The organism is Brevundimonas sp. (assembly GCF_016463485.1).
GTDB lineage: Bacteria > Pseudomonadota > Alphaproteobacteria > Caulobacterales > Caulobacteraceae > Brevundimonas.
In genome coordinates this window covers 1-13,528 of record NZ_JAEMRD010000092.1, presented here as the reverse complement: position 1 = coordinate 13,528, position 13,528 = coordinate 1, and the positions used below count along the sequence as shown (strand labels likewise).

General features: G+C 69.3%; 17 protein-coding genes and 1 riboswitch. Of the genes, 5 read left to right on the top strand and 12 right to left on the bottom strand.

What is annotated here, in order from left to right; genetic code table 11:
- The 4 genes from JHC99_RS12755 to JHC99_RS12740 all read right to left on the bottom strand — a co-directional run.
- A partial coding sequence (locus JHC99_RS12755; RefSeq protein WP_292154753.1) for a phosphomethylpyrimidine synthase ThiC occupies window positions 1–589 on the bottom strand: 589 nt, incomplete at its 3' end.
- A 179-nt stretch (window positions 590–768) separates the two neighbouring features.
- Window positions 769–876: riboswitch (TPP riboswitch) on the bottom strand.
- A 27-nt stretch (window positions 877–903) separates the two neighbouring features.
- Window positions 904–1,779 carry an N-carbamoylputrescine amidase gene (gene aguB, locus JHC99_RS12750; RefSeq protein ID WP_292154752.1) on the bottom strand — a complete coding sequence of 292 codons (876 nt, stop codon included), beginning with the start codon at window positions 1,777–1,779 and terminating at the stop codon, window positions 904–906.
- The gene (locus JHC99_RS12745; RefSeq protein ID WP_292154750.1) at window positions 1,779–2,762 is read right to left on the bottom strand and encodes an agmatine deiminase family protein; all 984 of its coding nucleotides are present in this window, start codon (window positions 2,760–2,762) and stop codon (window positions 1,779–1,781) included. Before JHC99_RS12745 ends, aguB begins: the two co-directional genes overlap by 1 nt.
- 276 nt (window positions 2,763–3,038) lie before the next feature.
- Window positions 3,039–3,656: a PadR family transcriptional regulator gene (locus JHC99_RS12740; RefSeq protein ID WP_292154749.1), complete on the bottom strand. Its 618-nt coding sequence runs from the start codon at window positions 3,654–3,656 to the stop codon at window positions 3,039–3,041.
- Between the two features lie 139 nt (window positions 3,657–3,795).
- Here JHC99_RS12740 and JHC99_RS12735 point away from each other — a divergent pair, with 139 nt between their 5' ends.
- The 5 genes from JHC99_RS12735 (at window position 3,796) to JHC99_RS12715 (ending at window position 7,172) form a co-directional block, all read left to right on the top strand.
- Complete coding sequence (locus JHC99_RS12735; protein WP_292154748.1) at window positions 3,796–4,131, top strand: ribonuclease; 336 nt, start codon at window positions 3,796–3,798, stop codon at window positions 4,129–4,131.
- Between the two features lie 128 nt (window positions 4,132–4,259).
- On the top strand, window positions 4,260–4,736 hold the full coding sequence (locus tag JHC99_RS12730; protein ID WP_292154747.1) for a hypothetical protein: 477 nt from the start codon (window positions 4,260–4,262) through the stop codon (window positions 4,734–4,736).
- On the top strand, window positions 4,733–5,575 hold the full coding sequence (locus tag JHC99_RS12725; protein WP_292154746.1) for a phosphatase PAP2 family protein: 843 nt from the start codon (window positions 4,733–4,735) through the stop codon (window positions 5,573–5,575). The genes JHC99_RS12730 and JHC99_RS12725 overlap by 4 nt, the downstream gene beginning before the upstream one ends.
- A gap of 1 nt (window position 5,576) precedes the next feature.
- Window positions 5,577–6,539, top strand: coding sequence for a right-handed parallel beta-helix repeat-containing protein (locus JHC99_RS12720; protein ID WP_292154744.1), 963 nt, complete (start codon window positions 5,577–5,579; stop codon window positions 6,537–6,539).
- Window positions 6,540–6,779: 240 nt separating this feature from the next.
- A complete protein-coding gene (locus JHC99_RS12715; protein WP_292154743.1) occupies window positions 6,780–7,172 on the top strand; it encodes a hypothetical protein in 393 nt (130 codons plus the stop codon).
- Window positions 7,173–7,235: 63 nt separating this feature from the next.
- On the opposite strand, the gene JHC99_RS12710 is transcribed toward JHC99_RS12715, so the two are convergent.
- The 8 genes from JHC99_RS12710 to ftsH all read right to left on the bottom strand — a co-directional run.
- A complete protein-coding gene (locus tag JHC99_RS12710; protein ID WP_292154742.1) occupies window positions 7,236–7,805 on the bottom strand; it encodes a nucleotidyltransferase family protein in 570 nt (189 codons plus the stop codon).
- A complete protein-coding gene (gene thiD, locus JHC99_RS12705; RefSeq protein WP_292154741.1) occupies window positions 7,802–8,611 on the bottom strand; it encodes a bifunctional hydroxymethylpyrimidine kinase/phosphomethylpyrimidine kinase in 810 nt (269 codons plus the stop codon). Before thiD ends, JHC99_RS12710 begins: the two co-directional genes overlap by 4 nt.
- Entirely contained in the window at window positions 8,611–8,949 is a 339-nt protein-coding gene (locus JHC99_RS12700; RefSeq protein WP_271146190.1) for a multidrug efflux SMR transporter, read from the bottom strand. Before JHC99_RS12700 ends, thiD begins: the two co-directional genes overlap by 1 nt.
- A 39-nt stretch (window positions 8,950–8,988) precedes the next feature.
- Window positions 8,989–9,804, bottom strand: a complete 816-nt coding sequence (gene folP / locus JHC99_RS12695; protein WP_292154739.1) for a dihydropteroate synthase — start codon at window positions 9,802–9,804, stop codon at window positions 8,989–8,991.
- The gene (locus JHC99_RS12690; RefSeq protein WP_292154738.1) at window positions 9,804–10,106 is read right to left on the bottom strand and encodes a transcriptional regulator; all 303 of its coding nucleotides are present in this window, start codon (window positions 10,104–10,106) and stop codon (window positions 9,804–9,806) included. The genes folP and JHC99_RS12690 overlap by 1 nt, the downstream gene beginning before the upstream one ends.
- A 7-nt stretch (window positions 10,107–10,113) precedes the next feature.
- A complete protein-coding gene (locus JHC99_RS12685) occupies window positions 10,114–10,758 on the bottom strand; it encodes a hypothetical protein (protein ID WP_292154737.1) in 645 nt (214 codons plus the stop codon).
- Window positions 10,759–10,816: 58 nt separating this feature from the next.
- Window positions 10,817–12,037, bottom strand: coding sequence for an acyltransferase family protein (locus tag JHC99_RS12680; RefSeq protein WP_292154736.1), 1,221 nt, complete (start codon window positions 12,035–12,037; stop codon window positions 10,817–10,819).
- A 118-nt stretch (window positions 12,038–12,155) separates the two neighbouring features.
- Window positions 12,156–13,528, bottom strand: a 1,373-nt coding sequence (gene ftsH / locus JHC99_RS12675) for an ATP-dependent zinc metalloprotease FtsH (protein WP_292154735.1), incomplete at its 5' end; no start/stop codon positions are given.

The window sequence follows — 13,528 nt, the reverse complement described above, 5'->3', positions numbered from 1 at the left end:
CGACCTCGGGGTGGTTGATGTTGTGCGGGATGATGGCGCGGCCGCGGGCGATCTCCTGCCGCACGAACTCGGGGGTCACGAAGTCGGGGATCGAGGCGCCGAAGTCTTCGCCGTCGCGGATGCAGGGGGCGTTCTGCTCGCGGCGCAGGTTCTCGCGGATGGCGACGTATTCCATCTCGGGCGTGATGATGCCGGCGTTGGCGTATTCGTACTGGGTCACGGGGCGGCCGGGGACGCCCTTGAAGACCTTGTGGTTCGAGACGTCGAAACGGGGGGCCAGGTTCTTGCCGGACGCGTGGCCGTTGTCCTCGGGCTTGACCTCGCGCGGGTTCAGGACGGGGGCGATGTCGCCGCGATCCAGCTGCCAGCTGGACTTGACCAGGGGCAGGCCGCGCTTGATGTCGATGGTCACCGTGGGGTCGGTGTAGGGGCCGGAGGAGTCGTAGATCGTCACCGGCGGCTCGTTGGCGCTGGGGTGGACGGCGACCTCGCGGAAGGGGACGCGGATGTCGGGGTAGAGCTCGCCGGCGACATAGACCTTGCGCGATCCGGCGCGTTCGCCGGTCGGGATGGTCCCGGTCTCGGCCATCACCTGCTCGCGGGCGTCCTTGAGCGACAAATCCACGGCGGGATCGTGCGAGGGCTCGACGGGCGTGGCGTTCGCGGGCGGGGTGACGGCGATGTTCATGGCGGCCTCTGCGTTGAGGGCGCCGACTCCGGGCGAGGTTACCGCTCACCCCAGAACTGGGTCCCGGCTTTCGCCGGGATGAGCGGAGATATTCCCATCCCTTCGCCGGCATGACCCGGATCAGGTTCGGCCGGTCAGAGGATTACCTCTATCTCAGCGGCTCAGGCGCCGCCCCCGGGAGAACGCAGGGACCCTAGCGCGATCGTGGCCGGTGCTCAAGCGACGGGACGGGGGGCGGCCAAGGCACCGTACAGATCTGTGCGGCGGTCGCGGAAGAAGCCCCAGGCGGCGCGGTGGCGATCGAGGAAGTCCAGGTCGAAGGTGTGGACCAGGGCGCCCTCGTTCTCGCGGCCGAAGCTCTCGACCAGGTCGCCGCGATGGTCGGCGATAAAGGAGTGGCCATAGAAGGTCTGGCCCGCCGCCGTGACCTGTTCATGGCCGATGCGGTTGGCCCCGACGACGGGGACGACGTTGGACACGGCGTGACCCTGCATGGCGCGCCGCCACGGCTCGGCGGTGTCGAGGCTTTCGTCGTGGGGCTCGGTGCCGATGGCGGTGGGGTACATCAGGATCTCGGCACCCTGCAGCATCATCGCGCGGGCGGTTTCCGGGTACCACTGGTCCCAGCAGATGCCGACGCCGATCCGCCCGAAGCGGGTGGACCAGACCTTGAAGCCGGTGTCGCCGGGGCGGAAATAGTATTTCTCCTGATAGCCGGGGCCGTCGGGGATGTGGCTCTTCCTGTAGACGCCCAGCGGGGATCCGTCGGCGTCGAGCATGACCAGGCTGTTGTAGTAGTGCGGGCCCTCGCGCTCGAAGATCGAGACGGGGATGGCGACGCCGAGTTCGGCGGCGATGGGCGCCAGCTGGACCACGGCCGGATGCTCGCGCCAGGGATAGGCGGTCCCAAACCAGTGCTCCTCCTGCGAGACGCAGAAATAGGGGCCCTGAAAGAGTTCCGAGGGCAGGATGACCTGAGCGCCTTTGCCGGCGGCTTCGCGCACGAAGCCGACGGTCTTGTCGATGTTCGCCTGGATGTCGTCGGAGCCATAGGAGGTCTGGATGGCGGCGACGGTGACGGTGCGGGCCATCAGGCGGGCTCCTGCTGGGAGATGCAGTGGAAGGATCCGCCGCCCGACAGGATGGCGATTGACGGCAGGGGGATGATCTCGCGGTCGGGGAAGACGGTGGCGAGGGCCTCGCAGGCGAGGCGGGCGGCGAGAGGGTCGCCGTAGGTGGGGACGATGACCGCGCCGTTGGCGATGAGGAAATTCATATGGCTGGCCGGGACCGGCCGTTCGTCCTCGTCGAGGATCAGGCCGGGCGACGGGATGCGCAGGGGCGTGAAGCCGGCGTCGGCGATGGCGGCGGCGGCGGCGTCATAGGCGTCGGCATTGGGGTCCTTGCGGCCGAAGGCGATGGGGACGGCGACGGTATCCGGCGTGACGAAACGGGCCAGGTTGTCGACGTGGCCGTCGGTGTGGTCGTTGAGCAGGCCCTCGCCCAGCCAGACGACGCGGGTCGCGCCCAACGCCTGGGTCAGTGCCGCTTCGGCCGCGTCCTGCGTCCAGCCGGGATTGCGGTTCGGGTTGAGCACGCACTGGCGGGTGGTCAGGAGGGTTCCAGCCCCGTCGTGGTCGACGGCCCCGCCCTCGAGGATGAAGTCGTGGCGGTCGAGCGGCGTGCCCGAGGCCTTTCCGATCTGGTCGGCGACGGTGTCGTCGAACTCCATCTCGTACTTGCCACCCCAGCCGTTGAAGCGGAAGGCGGCGGCGCGGGTCGAGCCCGCACCGAAGATGGGGCCGGTGTCGCGCAACCAGATGTCGCCGAAGCGTCCGGGGACGACGGTGACGCCGTCCACGCCCGCGAACCGCGCCTGGGCATCGGGCAGGGCCTCGTCGTTTCCGACCAGCAGTTTCACCTGTTCGCGACCGGGACCGGCGAGGGCGCGGACCAGGGCCTCGGCCTCTCCTTGCGCGGGTTCGAGGTTGTCTTCCCAGAGGTCGGCGTGGCTGGGCCAGCCGACCCACATCGCCCGGTGGGGCGACCATTCGGCGGGGATCGGCGTGGGCATGGTCGGAGCGGTCCTTAAGCGGCGGGCGGACCCAGATAGTGGCCGAGGGCGGCGACTTCAATGTGACGGGGGTGGTGCCCCCCCTTGCACCCCTTCCTTTCGTCATTCCGGGCGAAGCGAAGCGGAGACCCGGAACAGGGCGGCGCCGATAGGCGATCTGTTCAGGCACAGTATCCGCCGGCTGCGTCCTCGACAGCTTCCTGCTCGCGCAGGCCGCCTTGTTCCGGGTCAGCGCCGCAAGCGCGGCTTGCCCGGAATGACGAAAGTTTTGGAAGACTACTCCCCGCTGATCTCGCGGACGGCCTTCATCAGGGCCTCGACGACCTTGGCGGTTTCGGGGTCGGACCAGCCGCCGGGCTTCATCTGGACGGCGTGGCGCAGGGTGTGGAAGGCCTCGCGGACCACCTCGGGGGTCTGTTCGCCGGAAACCAGCCGGGCGGCCAGGGCCATGCGCTGCATGACGCCATCCACGGCGGCGCGGTTGTCGTCGAGCCAGGTCTTGCCGGCCTCGGTGACGGAAAACACCCGCTTGCCGGTGCTGTCCTCAACGCCCGCGATCAGGCCTTCGTCGGCCAGCAGGGACAGGGTCGGATAGACGACGCCCGGCGAGGGCGCATAGCCGCCGCCGAAGGCCGTCTCGATGGCCTTGATCAGATCATAGCCGTGGCGCGGTTGCTCCTCGATCAGGGCCAGCAGCACCAGCCGCAGATCACCGGGGCCGAACATCCGACGACCCCGACCGGGGCCGCGACCTTCACCGCCGCCCGGTCCACGACCGCCCCGACCCGAGGGGCCTTTGGAAAAGCCATGACGGCCACGACCTTCGCCGCCTTCGGACGGGCCGCACCAGTGACGGCCACCACGGCCGCGCATTTCGGTCTTGAAACCAAACATCTTGTATCTCTCTTCTGTTTTCATGCGGCCAAGATATATCTTTCGAGACACAAAGCAAGGGTCTTGAGATATATCTTTGCAAAATGAGGAACTGGCGGTGCGGCCCGGTCATTCCTGTGTCCTGAAACAGGAGCCGCTCATGACCGACCAGCCAGAGACCCGGGACGCCCGCGAAGCCGAGGCCACCGGAGAGAAGCCCGACCTGGGCCGCACGCCCGATGCGATGATCGAGGCGCTGACCGGCTCCGACTCGGGGTCCGACACCCGGGCGGGCTCGTTGCAGGGCGGCGCGGCGACCGGATCGGACGACGACCCGGACTCGGACATCATCAACCAGGCCCTGGCCAGCGAGGGCATGGTCTCGGCCGACGCCCCGACGCCGTCGTCGGTGGGACCGGACACGGTCAAGAACACGGGCGCGGAGCCCGGGGCTGAAAAGCCAGCAGGGAGCGAGGCCGACGCCGCGACCGGCTGACCTGTGGCGCCGTTGCCGCGCGCGGAGCGTCAGGGGCCAGCCGTCGCCTTGCCGTCGCCGTAACGATGGGCCACGGTATGGCGAGGTCGAACGGTCTCAGTTCAACGGTTTATGGGGCGTATGCTGATATGAAGTGCAGTCTTGCGGGGGGTGCCCTGTTGCTGACCCTCGCGATCGCGGGTTGCGACCGGCCCAGCGAGGCACCGGCACCGGCCGAAGCGCCTGCCTCGGCTTCCGCCTCGACCCCCGCCCCTGTTCCGCCCGCCCCGGCCGCCGAACCCGCCGCGCCTGCGGCTGCCGCCGCGCCGGCCTTTGCGGCCCTGTATCCCGGGGCCGAGCTCGATGGGCCGCCGCTGGCCGCGACCGGGCCGGCGGGGCCGGGCGGGGTCGTGACCTTCACCACCGACGCCGATCCCGACGCCGTGATCGCCTTCTATCGCGAACGCGCGGAAGGGGCGGGCATGGCCATCATCTCGTCGATGAACCAGGGCGAGGCGCGGGCCTATGGGGCCCAGAACCAGGCCAACGGGGCCAACATCAATGTCGTGGCCGCGCCGTCAGAGGGCCGGACCTCGGTGCAACTGACCTGGAGCGCGGGTCAGTGAAGACGTCGCCGGCGGCTTTGGCGGCGGCCCTGGCCGTGACGGCTCTGCTGGCGGGCTGTTCGAGCACGCCGTTCGGGGCCCCGGTAGCCTCTGCGGTCGCCGCACCGGCCGCTATGTCGGCGCCGGCGCATGCAGGCGGCTATCTGGCGGTCGAACAGGTCCAAGCCCTCGCAGGATCTGTGCCGGCGCCGTTCGCCGACGGCTCGGCCGAACAGGCGGCGGACCGGGCCCTGTCGGACCGCTATCGTGCCTATGAGGGCGGGGACCGGTGGTTGCTGGCCACGGGCCATGCCGAACTGTCGCCACGACTGGCCGCCCAGCATTTCGACTGCGCCCTGAACGTGCGGTTCGCGGCCGCCCCGACGCCGCGCCTGACCGCCCTGTTCGACAAGGTCCTGAAGGACGCCAACGGGGCGGCGGAGACGGCCAAGGCCCGCGCCTTTCGCCCCCGTCCCGTGGGCGTCGATGCGACCCGTACGGCCTGCACTGTCGTCAGCGCGGCGGGGCGGGCCAGCGCCTCATACCCGTCCGGCAGCGCCACGGTCGGAGTCGCCTATGGCGAGGCCGTCGCCGCGCTGGATCCCGACCATGCCGCCGCCGCGCGCGAGATCGGCCATCAGATCGCGGTCAGCCGGGTCGTCTGTGGCATGCACTATCCGGCCGATGCGGCGGCGGGCGAGGTTCTGGGCCGGGCCGTGTTTGCACAGATCGCCGCCACGCCGGGCTTTCAGGCCGATCTGGAGGCCGCGCGGGCCGAGCTGGCGGCGGTGCGGGCCACAGGCCTGACCAACCCGGGATGCGCCGCCGAACGGGCGGCCCTGGCCCTGCCTCTGCCCTGAGATGATCGCGTCGCTGATCCTCGCGGCGCTTCAGGGGCAGGCGGGCGCTCTGCCTGCCGCCCGGCCCTGTTCGGCGGCGGAGATCACGGCCCTGACCATGGCCTCGACCGAACCCTATCGGCTGACGTGCCGGGCTGTTCTCGGTGGGCGTTCGGTGACGCGGCAGGTGCTGATCGAGGGGGCGGAGGCCTCGGGCGCAGGGATCGACTGCGGCGGGGGATCGATCGGGCGGCCGGGGATGCAGACCTCGACCCAGGCGCCGACGGTGGCGATCTGGTCGCGGCGGATCGATGGGCCGGCGCCGCGCTGGAGCCGCCCCACCGACCTGTCAATCGCCAACTGCACCATCCACGGCAACGTCCGCATCTGGGGGATGGGGGCGCAGAGCCGGATCGAAGACCTGTACGCCTCGTCGCGGACGCCGGGCCATACTGCGGCGGCGCAAGGCGCGGCGCCGACGCGGATCGCGGTGACGGGGACGACCCTGTTGGGCACCGGCTCGATCCCCTTCTACGTCGGGCCGGGGGTGACGGGCGTCAGCCTGAACGGCGGGCGGTTCGCGGGTCGGTCGGATTCGACGGCGATCTATCTGGACGCCGAGAGCGCGGGGACGGCGATCCGCAACATCGCCTTCGACATCACCACCCCGCGTGAACAGATCGCCGTGGACGGCTCGGCGCGAAACCTGATCAGCGGCAACCGCTTCGTGCTGCGCGGGCGAGGCGGGGTGTTCCTGTACCGGAACTGCGGCGAGGACGGAGTGATCCGGCACCAGACGCCTTCGGGCAATGTGATCACCGACAACGTGTTCTCGGGCTCGACCGGCCGGTCCGTGGTGGTCGGGTCGCGCAACGGCGGGCGAAGGTACTGTGGCGACGACCGGGGCTATCCGTTCGGCTCCAGCGCAGACGATCGCGATCTTGCGACCGGCAATACGGTGGCGCGGAACCGGACGGTGCGCTGACCGGGTGATTAGTGGCTGGTGGCTGGTGGGCTGACCGAAGCACGCGAGCTCGTATCACCAGCCGCTGACCACGGGTAACCTCACCGCCAGCCGCAGCCGCCCGCCACCCTTTCGCATTTGTCATGCTGATGAACCGAACCTGACGCGGCCTGTTCAGGTCGGGATCAGCCGGCGGGTGGTTATCTGTCGTCATCGCTGGCCACCCCGGCCCCCGACAGAACACCAGCAAGGAGAGATCCGATGTTCAAGAAGATGCTTGTCCCCGCCCTCGTCCTGGCCGCGACGTCGGCCGCCCTGCCCGCCGCCGCCCAGTCTTACGGACATCAGGACCGTGACTACGGCCGAGGCCATGACCGTGGTTACCAGAACGCCGGGTACGGCAACTGGCAGTCGATCAACCAGCGTCAGGACCAACTGGATCGCCGCATCGACCGTGGCGTCCGCAACGGCTCGCTGAGCCGCCGGGAAGCCGGTCGCCTGCGCGCCGAGTTCTTCGGCATCGCCCGTCTGGAACAGAGCTACCGTCGCGGTGGCCTGTCCGGCTGGGAACGCGCCGACCTGGACCGCCGCTTCGACCGGCTGTCGGCCCAGATCCGCATGGAACGCTGGGATCGCGACAACCGCCGCGGCTAAACCGGCCAGGTTCTGAAACAAGAGGGGCGCGATCCGCGAGGGTCGCGCCCTTTTCGTCGCCTGTCAGGCGATGACCCGGATCTCGGGCCAGCGTTCCGTGGCGCTGGCCACCGCCTTGTCCCAGCCCCGGGCCGGCGGCCGGTCGGGATTGGGACGGAGCGTCAGGGCGAACAGATCGTCGAGGCCGAAGGGGGCGGCGACGCTGATACCGTCGTCGGCCTCCAGCCGCACCCCGACGGCGAAGGCGGGGGCGACGAAGCGGGTCAGGGCGGTGTCGGTGTCGGGAAGGGCGTCGTACGGCTCTCCGAACCGGTCGGGAAACCAGATGTGGACCCGCGCCTGATTGCGCACCTCGACCTCTGAGCGAAAGGGTTCGTCGAAGGCTGAGGCGACGCGGCGGATCACGACGTCCTCGGCGTCCCAGGAGGTGTCGGGGTCGAAATAGCCGAGATCGAAATCCTTGCGGCCATAGCCGGCGGGGCGACCGGTGACGGCGTTCCAGACGCTCTGGTAGACGGCGCCCGAGAAGACCCGCCAGTCGGGCAGATCCAGCGCGCGCACCGTGGTCAGGACGTGCATCAGGCCGGGATCGGCGCGGACGGTGGCGATCAGCCGGGCTTGGAGATCGCTCATCGCCGTTCCCGCAGCGGCCAGCCGTGGTCCAGCGGGCCGTGGCCGCCGCCCAGGCCTGGCGCGCGGCGGATGGCCTCGGCGACATAGGCGCGGGCGTTGGAGACGGCGGTTTCCATCTGGAGACCCTTGGCCAGGCCGACGGCGCAGGCGCTGGCCAGTGTGCAGCCGGTGCCATGGGTGGAGGTGGTGTTCAGCCGGGGCCCGGCCATCAGGGTCTCGCCCTGGGCCGTCAGCAACAGATCGACCACGCGTGGGCCGGGCACATGGCCGCCCTTCATCAGCACGGCCCGCGCCCCCATCGCCATCAGGGCCTCACCGGCACGGCGCTGGCCGTCCAGATCGGTGACCGCGATGCCGGTCAGGGCCTGCGCCTCCGGTGCATTGGGAGTGAGCAGGGCCGCGCGGGGGATCATCAGGGTGCGGACGGCCTCGATGGCCTCGGCCGCCAGCAGGGGGGCGCCGCCCTTGGCGATCATGACGGGGTCGATGACGGCAGGCACGGAGGTCGTGTCCAGGATGGCGGCGACGCGTTCGACGACCTCGATCGAACCCAGCATCCCGGTCTTGATCGCGTCGGCACCGATGTCGTCCAGCACCGCACGGGCCTGGGCCTCGATGAGGTCGAGGGGCAGGGGAAAGACGTCCTGGACGCCCAGGGTATTCTGGACCGTGATCGCGGTGACGGCTGTGGCGGCGTATCCGCCCAGCAGGGTCACGGTCTTGATGTCGCCCTGGATCCCGGCCCCGCCGCCGGAGTCCGAACCGGCGATGATCAGGACGCGGGCGTGACGTGTCTCGAGGACCATCAGTGAGCGCCCGAGAACAGCTTCAGCCCCACGATCCCGGCGACGATCAGGACGATGCAGGCGATCCGCAGGGCGGTCGCGGGCTCTCCGAAAACGAGGATGCCGACGCTGGCCGCCCCCACCGCGCCGATGCCGGTCCAGATGGCATAGGCCGTGCCGATCGGCAGCTTCTGGGTCGCCAGCCACAGGAAATAGAAGCTCAGCAGCATGGCGACGCCGACGCCGAGCGAGATCAGCGGACGCTGAGGCCCGACGTATTTGAAGCCCGAGGCCCAGACGATTTCCAGCGCCCCGGCGACCACCAGGGCGACCCAGGGATTGATCCACGATACGTTCATCGGGTCCAGATGGGACAGGCCGACGGTCGGGGCAAGCGGTTATTCGCCGGTCAGGGCCGCCTGTACCCTGAGCGCCTGTACGGTCTCACGGACATCGTGGACCCGGACGATGGCGGCCCCGCGCCGTGCGGCCTCCAGCGCCAGGGCGAGCGAGCCGCCCAGCCGGTCGGCGGGGTCGGTCGCCGAGGCGTCCAGGCTCTGGATCATCCGTTTGCGGCTCGCGCCGAACAGGATCGGAAAGCCGAGCGCCGCCAGGGCGGGCAGGTTCCGGGTCAGGGCCAGGTTGTGCTGAACCGTCTTGCCGAAACCGATGCCGGGGTCGAGCCAGATGCGGTTGCGTGCCACCCCGGCCGCCATCGCGGCCCGAGCGCGTCCGGCCAGTTCGCCGCAGACCTCGGCGACCACGTCGTCATAGGCGGGGGCCGCCTGCATGGTGCGGGGTTCGCCCTTCATGTGCATCAGGACGACATCGCATTCGAGTGCGGCGGCGGTGGCCGGGCTGTCGGCGGCGAAGGTCAGGGCGGTGACGTCGTTCCACTTCGTGGCCCCGGCGGCGACGGCGGCGCGGGCGACCTCGGGCTTCATGGTGTCGATGCTGATGGGGCCGGGCCACAGGGCACGGATGCCTTCGATCACGGGGACGACGCGGGCGATCTCGTCGACGACCGGGACGGGGGCGGCGCCGGGGCGGGTGCTCTCGCCGCCGATGTCGAGGATGTCGGAGCCCTGTTCGATCAGGGCCAAGGCGTGGGCGACGGCCGCCTGGGTCGAAGTCAGCCGCCCACCGTCCGAGAAGCTGTCGGGCGTGACATTGACGATGCCCATGACGCGGGCGCGTAGCCGAGAGCCGGCCATCAGTCCCGGCCCCCGATCAGACTGCCGATGGCGTCGAGGTAGGCGGAGAAGGCCTGGCGGCCTTCAGGCGTGATCGACACCCGGGTCAGGGGCTTGTTGTCCCTGAAGCTCTTGTCGATGGCGACGAAGCCGGCCTCCTCCAGCTTCTTCAGATGGACCGACAGATTGCCCTGGGTGGCGTCGAGCACGGTCTTCAGCTCGGTGAAGTCGGCACGTTCGGCGTCGGCCAGATAGACCATGATCCCCAGCCGCATGCGGCCGTGGATGACCTCGTCGATCCGTCCCAGATCGGCCAGACCCATGGCGCGCTCAGGCTCCCCTGGGGGCGGCGCGGGCGTCGCGGAACAGGATCCAGCCGGGCAGGGCGAACAGGACGAACAGGGCGACGGTGCAGACGCCGAGATACCAGAAGGGCTCGCGCACCAGCAGTCCCAGCGCGACCGCCGTGGCCCAGCCCCCCAGCGCCGTGGCGAGCATCCAGCCCTTCCGCTTCAGCGTCCAGGCCATGTACCAGGCGGCCGCCTGAAGAGCGAAGACGATGGCGGCATAGTAGAGCCAGATGGCGAAGTCCTGATCCCGCATCGCGCCGACCCCGAAGACGATGATGACCGCACAGTTGGCCATGCCGGTGGCGCTGAAGGCCGCGTTCAGGGTGCGGCTGGCCATCGGACCCCGGTTGGCGCCGCCGTCCTTGCGATCCCTGAGGATGGCCCAGGTCAGGATCGACAGGAAGGCGACGGTGATGCCGACCACGAAGACGAGGTTGGCGAGGTCGGGCCAGCGGATCAGTCCGATCGCCTGGCCGACGTGGAACAGACACTGGAGGCCGTACAGCAGGCCGCCCGCCAGATAGCAGACCGCCAGGGTCATCGGCGGCCGGCCGCCGCCCTCGACGATCGAGCGCATGAAGGCGAGGTCGTCCTCGGGCGAGTGCAGGCGTGGCTTGGCGGGCATGACGATTCTCCGGAGCCGGCTGGTCTCTGGGGTGGACGAGCCGGCAGGTCTTGGCAAGCTATTCGGCAGGGGCGAGTTCGGGTTCGGACGCGCGGCGCCAGGGGACCCGGCGGCCGTTCAGCCAGCCACCGACGAAGCTGTGGCGGACCAGCAGTTCATAGGTGAGCAGGCTGATCGTCAGGGTTCCGCCGATGACGACCCCGAACTTGATGAACCAGGGCCAGGTCTGGTTCACCACCAGGATCTGCCCGACCATGACCAGCGGCAGGTGGACGATATAGACCCAGTAGGAGGCGTCGGCGAGGTAGCGGCGGACGGCGCTGTGTCCCGAGGCGAAGCGCAGGGCCAGGGACAGGACCGCGAAGGTCGAGGCGAAGACGGCCAGGGCCATGACCGCCGCCAGCCGGGCCTTCAGCGCGGGCTCGGTCACCGGGGCCAGGTCAGGGACCGGCCCACCGACCATGACCAGGGCGGCCGTGCCGACGCCCACCCCCATGACGGTGAACACGGGCCACAGCCGCTCGATCCGGCCCAGCAGGTCGCGGCGGCGATCCAGCAGGACGCCGAGGCCGAAGGCGCTTCCGAAGGCGGTCAGGGCCACGGCATTGGGAACCAGCCCCGTGTCCGGCGTCGGGATGCCGAAGAAGGGCGTCCAGCCGGGGGCCAGCCAGAAGGCCAGGGCCAGGGGCGCGGCCATCACGACCGGCGTCCACGGCCCGATCAGGGCACCGGTGATCCGGTCGACGACCCGGCCCCAGTTGCTCTCACGATCCAGCAAGGCGAAAGGCACGCGCAGGACCAGCAGGCCAACGTAGAGGATCAGCAGCACCCACAGAAACCACAGATGGGTCAGGGGAAAGGTCTCGAGCGTCAGTGGCGGCGGGGGCGGTCCGTCGGTCGGAATGGTCCCGCCGTTGCGGATGGCGGCCATCCAGATCAGGCCTGCGATGATGGCGGCGAGGACCGGAAACCAGAAGGTCGCCAAGGGTCCGGCGATGCGGCTCAGACGGTCCCTGATGAAGCCGACAGTCCCCCGGCGGCCGAGCATCATATGGGCGAACAGGCCGGCGATCAGGAAGAAGCTGGTCATCCGGAACAGGTGGATGGCGAAGAAGATGACGCCGGCCACCGGCGAGTTGTCGGTATCCGGCACGATCCAGATCGTGACCGGGAAATAGGACATGGAGGCGTGCAGGACGACGCCGAGCAGCAGGGCGGTCCCGCGCAGGGCGTCGAGGCCATGCAGCCGTTCGGCCGGACGGGTTTCGGATGACGACATGAGAACAACTCCCCTCTTCGTGGAGCTGTATCTCACAGACTTGTTTATGATGCAAACATGTTCGTTGGAAAGAACCCGTCGCGAGCGTGGCCCGCGACGGGTGCTGTCGTTTCAGGCCCTAATGGACGGTCGGGACGCTCGTGGCGGCGATGGCTTCCGGGATCGGGGTGACGGGGACCGACACGCTGGGGCCGGAGTTGGGGAAGTTGTTCTCGTCGCGGTTGGGGGCCGCGCCCTTCTCCAGCAGATCCTTGATCTCCTGGCCGGACAGGGTTTCGTATTCGAGCAGGGCCTGGGCCAGTTTTTCCAGGTCGTCGGCCTTGTCGGTCAGGATCTGGCGGGCCTCGTCCCAGCCGGAGGTGACCAGGCGCTTGACCTCGGCGTCGATGATCCGGGCGGTCTCTTCGCTGATGTTCTGGCTGCGTGCGACGGAGTGGCCGAGGAAGACCTCCTGCTCGTTCTCGCCATAGGCGACGGTCCCCAGCACGTCGGAGAAGCCCCACTGGGTCACCATCCGCTTGGCCAGCTTGGTCGCCTGCTGGATGTCAGAACTGGCACCCGAAGTGATGTTCTCCTTGCCGAAGATGATCTCTTCCGCCACGCGGCCGCCGGCCATGATGGCGATGCGATCGACCATCTGCTGGTACTTCATCGAATAGCGGTCGCCCTCGGGCAGTTGCATGACCATGCCCAGCGCCTGTCCGCGCGGAACGATGGTGGCCTTGTGGACCGGGTCGGCCATCTTGACGTTCATGGCGACGATCGCGTGGCCACCCTCGTGATAGGCGGTGAGGCGCTTTTCTTCCTCGTTCATGGCCATGGAGCGGCGTTCGGCGCCCATCATGACCTTGTCCTTGGCGTCCTCGAAGTCGCGGTGGGTGACCATGCGGCGGTCCTTGCGCGCCGCCATCAGGGCCGCCTCGTTCACGAGGTTGGCCAGATCGGCGCCCGAGAAACCGGGGGTGCCGCGCGCGATGGTCTTGGTGTTGACGTCGGCGGCCAAGGGCACGTCCTTCATGTGGACGCGCAGGATCTTCTCGCGGCCGTTGACGTCCGGATTGGGCACCACGACCTGGCGGTCGAAACGGCCGGGACGCAGCAAGGCGGGGTCCAGCACGTCGGGACGGTTTGTGGCGGCGATCAGGATGATGCCCTCGTTGGATTCAAAGCCGTCCATCTCGACCAGCAGCTGGTTCAGGGTCTGTTCGCGCTCGTCATTGCCGCCGCCCAGGCCTGCGCCCCGGTGACGACCGACGGCGTCGATCTCGTCGATGAAGATGATGCAAGGGGCGTTCTTCTTGGCCTGTTCGAACATGTCGCGGACGCGCGACGCGCCGACGCCGACGAACATCTCGACGAAGTCCGAGCCCGAGATTGAGAAGAAGGGCACGCCTGCCTCGCCCGCGACGGCGCGGGCCAGAAGCGTCTTGCCGGTGCCGGGAGGGCCCACCAGCAGGGCGCCCTTGGGGATCTTGCCGCCCAGACGCTGGA

What these genes read in the sequence shown, in the direction of transcription:
- aguB (WP_292154752.1), bottom strand. Translation starts at nt 1,779, where the DNA reads ATGGCCCGCACCGTCACCGTCGCCGCCATCCAGACCTCCTATGGCTCC.
- JHC99_RS12745 (WP_292154750.1), bottom strand. Translation starts at nt 2,762, where the DNA reads ATGCCCACGCCGATCCCCGCCGAATGGTCGCCCCACCGGGCGATGTGG.
- JHC99_RS12740 (WP_292154749.1), bottom strand. Translation starts at nt 3,656, where the DNA reads ATGTTTGGTTTCAAGACCGAAATGCGCGGCCGTGGTGGCCGTCACTGG.
- JHC99_RS12735 (WP_292154748.1), top strand. Translation starts at nt 3,796, where the DNA reads ATGACCGACCAGCCAGAGACCCGGGACGCCCGCGAAGCCGAGGCCACC.
- JHC99_RS12730 (WP_292154747.1), top strand. Translation starts at nt 4,260, where the DNA reads ATGAAGTGCAGTCTTGCGGGGGGTGCCCTGTTGCTGACCCTCGCGATC.
- JHC99_RS12720 (WP_292154744.1), top strand. Translation starts at nt 5,577, where the DNA reads ATGATCGCGTCGCTGATCCTCGCGGCGCTTCAGGGGCAGGCGGGCGCT.
- JHC99_RS12715 (WP_292154743.1), top strand. Translation starts at nt 6,780, where the DNA reads ATGTTCAAGAAGATGCTTGTCCCCGCCCTCGTCCTGGCCGCGACGTCG.
- JHC99_RS12710 (WP_292154742.1), bottom strand. Translation starts at nt 7,805, where the DNA reads ATGAGCGATCTCCAAGCCCGGCTGATCGCCACCGTCCGCGCCGATCCC.
- thiD (WP_292154741.1), bottom strand. Translation starts at nt 8,611, where the DNA reads ATGGTCCTCGAGACACGTCACGCCCGCGTCCTGATCATCGCCGGTTCG.
- JHC99_RS12700 (WP_271146190.1), bottom strand. Translation starts at nt 8,949, where the DNA reads ATGAACGTATCGTGGATCAATCCCTGGGTCGCCCTGGTGGTCGCCGGG.
- folP (WP_292154739.1), bottom strand. Translation starts at nt 9,804, where the DNA reads ATGGCCGGCTCTCGGCTACGCGCCCGCGTCATGGGCATCGTCAATGTC.
- JHC99_RS12690 (WP_292154738.1), bottom strand. Translation starts at nt 10,106, where the DNA reads ATGGGTCTGGCCGATCTGGGACGGATCGACGAGGTCATCCACGGCCGC.
- JHC99_RS12685 (WP_292154737.1), bottom strand. Translation starts at nt 10,758, where the DNA reads ATGCCCGCCAAGCCACGCCTGCACTCGCCCGAGGACGACCTCGCCTTC.
- JHC99_RS12680 (WP_292154736.1), bottom strand. Translation starts at nt 12,037, where the DNA reads ATGTCGTCATCCGAAACCCGTCCGGCCGAACGGCTGCATGGCCTCGAC.